Below are 5,810 nucleotides of genomic sequence, written 5' to 3'. Positions count from 1 at the left end.
CCCGGCAAGCCGTTGTCCGCCGCGCCCGCCGCCGGCGGACAGCCCGCCGGCAACCCGCAAGCCCCGCACGCAACTCGCAAGCCAAAAGGACACACATTCCATGTCATCCGGCGTCATCCGCATCCGCGGAGCCCGTCAGCACAATCTCAAGAACCTCGACCTGGACCTGCACACCGGCGAAATGACCGTGGTGACCGGGCCCTCGGGCTCGGGCAAGTCGAGCCTGGTGTTCGATACGCTGTATGCCGAGGGGCAGCGGCGCTATGTCGAGACCTTCAGCGCCTATGCGCGCCAGTTCCTCGACCGCATGGACCGGCCGCAGGTGGACCGGGTCGACGGCGTGCCGCCGGCCATCGCCATCGACCAGACCAACCCGGTGCGCAGCTCGCGTTCCACGGTCGGCACCATGACGGAGCTCAACGATCACCTGAAGCTGCTCTACGCGCGCGCGGCGGGGTTGTTCGACCGCAAGACCGCGCAGCCGGTGCGGCACGACTCGCCGGAGACCATCTACGCCGAGTTGCAGGCGCGCGCCGCGCAGGCACCGGACGGCGATCCGCGCCTGGTGGTGACCTTCCCGGTAGAGCTGCCCGAAACCACCACCGACGCCGAGATCGAGCAGTGGCTGTCCGTCAGCGGCTACACGCGCGTGCAGGCGCAGCGCGTGGTGGCGTCGCCCACCGGCCCGCGCAAGGTGCTCGACGTCGTGGCCGACCGCTTCCGCCTGGGCAATACCGAGAAGGTGCGGGTACTGGAGGCCATCGAGGCCTCGCTCAAGCGCGGCGCCGGCCGGGTCAACGTCTATGTGCCCAATGCCGGCGACGATGCAGCCGAGCCGCAGGTGTGGCGCTTCTCCACCGGGCTGCACAGCCCGGAAAGCGATATCCGCTACGCCGATCCGCAGCCCGCGCTGTTTTCCTTCAACTCCGCCTACGGCGCCTGCGAAGCTTGCCGCGGCTTCGGGCGCGTTATCGGCGTCGATCTCGGCCTGGTGATCCCGGACGAGCGCAAGACCCTGCGCGGCGGCGCCATCAAGCCGATGCAGACGCCGGCGTGGAAGGAGTGCCAGGACGACCTGATGCGCTACGCGGCCAAGGCCGGCATCCCGCGCGACGTGGCATGGTCCAGCCTGACCCCGGCCGAGCGCGCCTGGGTCATCGACGGCTCGCCCGATTGGAACGGCAAGTGGAATACGCATTGGTACGGCGTCAAGCGCTTCTTCGACTACCTGGAGTCGAAAGCGTACAAGATGCATATTCGCGTGCTGCTGTCGAAGTACCGCAGCTATACACCGTGCGAGACCTGCGGCGGCGCGCGCCTCAAGACCGAAGCATTGCTGTGGCGCCTGGGCAGCCAGGCCGGCGCCGACGCCGTGTGCGCTCCCGCGCAGCGCTTCCTGCCGCGCGGCGTGGACTGGGACCGCACGCAGCTCGAAGCGCTGCCCGGCCTCACCGTGCACGACCTGATGCTGATGCCGATCGAGCGCATCCGCCGGTTCTTCGATGAACTGACGCTGCCGAGCCTGATGCTGGACGACGCGCTCAAGCTGCTGCTGGCCGAGGTGCGCACGCGCCTGAAGTACCTGTGCGACGTGGGCCTGGGCTACCTGACGCTGGATCGCCAGAGCCGCACGCTGTCCGGCGGCGAGGTGCAGCGCATCAACCTGACCACGGCGCTGGGCACCTCGCTGGTGAAGACGCTGTTCGTGCTCGACGAGCCCAGCATCGGCTTGCACCCGCGCGACCTGAACCGCATCGTCGAAGCCATGCAGCGCCTGCGCGATGCCGGCAACACGCTGGTGGTGGTGGAGCACGATCCCTCCGTGATGCTGGCCGCCGACCGCCTGATCGACATGGGCCCCGGCCCGGGCGAGCGTGGCGGCAACATCATCTTCGACGGCATGCCGGCGGATATCCGCGGCGCCGGCACGCTCACCGGCGAGTACCTTGCCGGCCACCGCCAGGTGACCGACCTGTCCCGCTGGAAGCCGCGTGCCGTGGACCAGGCCACGCCGCGCATCGTGCTGGAAGGCGCGAGCGAGCACAACCTGCGCGATGTCACCGTCGAGATCCCGCTGCAGCGCCTGGTGTGCGTGACCGGCGTCTCCGGCTCGGGCAAGTCCACGCTGCTGCAGGACGTGCTGCATCCCGCCATGGCACGGCACTTCGGCAAGTCCACGGATGCGCCCGGCGCCTTCCGCCGCCTGGCCGGCGCCGAGCAGGTGGCCGACGTGGTCTTCGTCGACCAGTCGCCTATCGGCAAGACCGCGCGTTCCAACCCGGCCAGCTACGTCGGCGCCTTCGACGAGATCCGCAAGCTGTTCGCCAAGGCGCCGATGGCCTTGCAGCGCAGCTACACCGCCGGCATGTTCAGTTTCAACTCGGGCGACGGGCGCTGCCCCACCTGCGGCGGTTCGGGTTTCGAGCACGTCGAGATGCAGTTCCTGTCCGATGTCTACCTGCGCTGCCCGGATTGCGACGGCCGCCGTTATCGCGCGGAAATCCTCGAAGTCAAGATCGAGCGCGCGCTGCCGGGCCAGCCGCCGCGCGCGCTCAGCGTGGCCGACGTGCTGGAGCTGACGGTGAGCGAGGCGGTAGCGTATTTCGCCGGCGATGCGGCGGTGCTGCGCGTGCTGCAGCCGATCGTCGACGTGGGGCTGGAATACGTGAAGCTGGGCCAGCCGGTGCCGACGCTGTCGGGCGGCGAGGCGCAGCGGCTCAAGCTGGCCGGCTACCTGGCCGAGACCGCGCAGGCAGGCAATGCGCGCGTCAAGCCGATGCCGTACGAGTGCAAGCTGTTCATGTTCGACGAGCCCACCACCGGGCTGCACTTCGACGATATCGCCAAGCTGATGCGCGCCTTCGGCAAGCTGCTGGACGGCGGCCATTCGCTGATCGTGATCGAGCACAACCTGGATGTGGTGCGCGCCGCCGACTGGATCATCGACCTTGGCCCCGAGGGCGGCGACGCGGGTGGCGAAGTGCTGTGCGTGGGCACGCCGGAAGACGTCAAGCGCTGCGAGCAGTCACACACCGGCCAGGCGCTGCTGCAGTACGACCGCGCCGTGGGCCATGCCTTCGTCGCGGAGGATGCGGGCGTGCCGCTGCAGGCCGCCTTGCGCGCGGCACGCGCGCGCCGCGCCATCGAGGGCGAGGACGTGGTGCGCATCGTCAACGCGCACGAGCACAACCTGAAGTCGCTCAACGTCGATATCCCGCACGGCAAGTTCAACGTCGTCACCGGCGTGTCGGGCTCGGGCAAGTCCACGCTCGCCTTCGACATCCTGTTCCATGAAGGGCAGCGCCGTTACCTAGAATCGCTCAACGCCTATGCACGTTCCATCGTGCAGCCGGCCGGGCGGCCGGAGGTGGATGCCGTGTACGGCATTCCGCCGACCGTGGCCATCGAGCAGCGCCTGTCGCGCGGCGGGCGCAAGAGCACGGTGGCGACCACCTCCGAGGTCTGGCACTTCCTGCGGCTGATGTATGTGAAGCTCGGCATCCAGCATTGCATCCACGACGGCACGCCCGTGACCTCGCAAAGCCCGGAGTCGATCGCCGCGCAGCTGCTGCGCGACTACAAGGGCCAGCACGTGGGCCTGCTGGCGCCGCTGGTGGTCAACCGCAAGGGCGTCTATACCGACCTGGCCAAATGGGCCAAGGCGCGCGGCAATACGCACCTGCGCGTCGACGGCGAGTTCCTGCCGGTAGATCCGTGGCCGCGTCTGGACCGTTTCCGCGAGCACACCATCGAGCTGCCGGTCGGGGATATCGTGGTGTCGGCGGACAACGAAGCCGCGCTGCGCGCGATGCTCGGGCAGGCGCTGGAAGCCGGCAAGGGCGTGATGCACCTGCTGGCCCCGCTCGATGGCCTGCAGCACGCGATGGGCAACGGCGGCAGCGCCCGCGTCGGCGCCACCACCGTGTTTTCGACCAAGCGTGCCTGCCCGGTGTGCAGCACCAGCTATCCGGAGCTGGACCCGCGCCTGTTCTCCTACAACAGCAAGCATGGCTGGTGCGCCAGCTGCGTCGGCACCGGCCTGACGCTCACGCGCGAGCAGCGCGCGGCCTATGACGATACCGTGATGGCCGACGACAACCGCGGGCGCGAACAGACGCTGCCGTCCGAGCAGCAGGAGCCCGACGACGTGGCCGATACGCTCTGCGCGGATTGCGGCGGTACGCGGCTGAATCCGGTGGCGCGCGCGGTGACGTTCGACGCGCACCCCATCGTGGAAGTGGCGCAGTGGACGGTGTCGGATACGCACCGCTGGGTACAACAGCTGCGCCTGGCCGGCCGCGAGGGCGAGATCGCGCGCGACGTCGTGAGCGAGATCCGCAGCCGCCTGCAGTTCCTGGAAGAAGTCGGCCTGGGCTACCTCAGCCTCGACCGCGCCGCGCCCAGCCTGTCCGGTGGCGAGGCGCAGCGTATCCGGCTGGCGGCGCAGCTTGGCAGCAACCTGCAAGGCGTGTGCTACGTACTCGACGAGCCCACCATCGGCCTGCATCCGCGCGACAACCAGATCCTGCTCGAAGCACTGCGCAAGCTGGGCGAGAAGGGCAACACGCTGGTGGTTGTCGAGCATGACGAAGACACCATCCGCCGCGCCGACCACATCATCGATATCGGTCCCGGCGCAGGCAAGCGCGGCGGCACGCTGGTGGCGCAGGGCGGCGTGGCGGCGCTGTCGGCCAGCGCCGATTCGCTGACCGGCCAGTTCCTGGCCCATCCGATCCTGCACCCGCTGCAGCCGCGGCGCCATGTCATGCCGCAAGGCAAGCACGGCGAGGCCGTGCCCGAGCGCTGGCTGACCGTGCATGGCGCCACGCTGCACAACCTGCGCAACGTCACCGTCGGCATTCCGCTGGCGAGGCTGGTGGCCATCACGGGCGTCAGCGGGTCGGGCAAGTCCACGCTGGCGCGCGATGTGCTGATGACCAACCTGCTCGATGCGGTGGGACGCTCGGTGATGTCCTCGCCGGCGACCCGGCGCGCGCGCAAGGCTGCGGGCAGCGAGGCGCCTGCGCGTTCGCAGGCGGCGGCACGCGCCCAGCCGCGCCGCAAGCTGGAAGTCACGCATGACTGGCAGGGCTGCGAAAGCGTCACCGGCTATGAAAGCATCGACCGCGTGCTGGAGGTCGACCAGACCCCGATCGGCAAGACGCCGCGCTCCTGCCCGGCCACCTATATCGGCGTGTGGGACACCATCCGCAAGCTGTTCGCGCAGACGCTGGAGGCCAAGGCGCGCGGCTATTCCGCCTCGCGCTTTTCCTTCAACACCGGCGATGGGCGCTGCCCGACCTGCGAAGGGCAGGGCGTGCGCACCATTGGCATGAGCTTCCTGCCCGACGTCAAGGTGCCTTGCGATGTCTGCCACGGCCAGCGCTTCAATCCGGAAACGCTGGCGGTGACCTGGCGCGGCAAGAATATCGGCGACGTGCTGACCATGGAGATCGACGAGGCGGTGGAGTTCTTCTCCGCCATGTCCAATATCGCGCACCCGCTGCAACTGATGAAGGATGTGGGCCTGGGCTACCTGACGCTGGGGCAGCCGTCGCCCACGCTGTCCGGCGGCGAAGCGCAGCGCATCAAGCTGGTGACCGAGCTGTCAAAGGTGCGCGACGACATCACCCGGCGCGGGCAGCAGGCGCCGCACACGCTGTACGTGCTGGATGAGCCTACTGTGGGCCTGCATATGGCCGACGTGGCCAAGCTGATCCGCGTGCTGCACCGGCTGGCCGATGGCGGCCATAGCGTGGTGGTGATCGAGCACGACCTCGACGTGATCGCCGAGGCCGACTGGATCATCG

1 protein-coding gene is annotated in these 5,810 nt (G+C 68.9%); it reads left to right on the top strand.

What is annotated here, in order from left to right; genetic code table 11:
- Window positions 1–100: 100 nt before the first annotated feature.
- Window positions 101–5,810, top strand: a 5,710-nt coding sequence (uvrA, locus tag P3W85_RS14150) for an excinuclease ABC subunit UvrA (protein WP_276265243.1), incomplete at its 3' end; no start/stop codon positions are given.

Source organism: Cupriavidus basilensis (genome assembly GCF_029335485.1).
GTDB classification, from domain to species: Bacteria; Pseudomonadota; Gammaproteobacteria; order Burkholderiales; family Burkholderiaceae; genus Cupriavidus; species Cupriavidus basilensis_E.
This window is presented reverse-complemented; position numbering and strand designations above follow the sequence as displayed.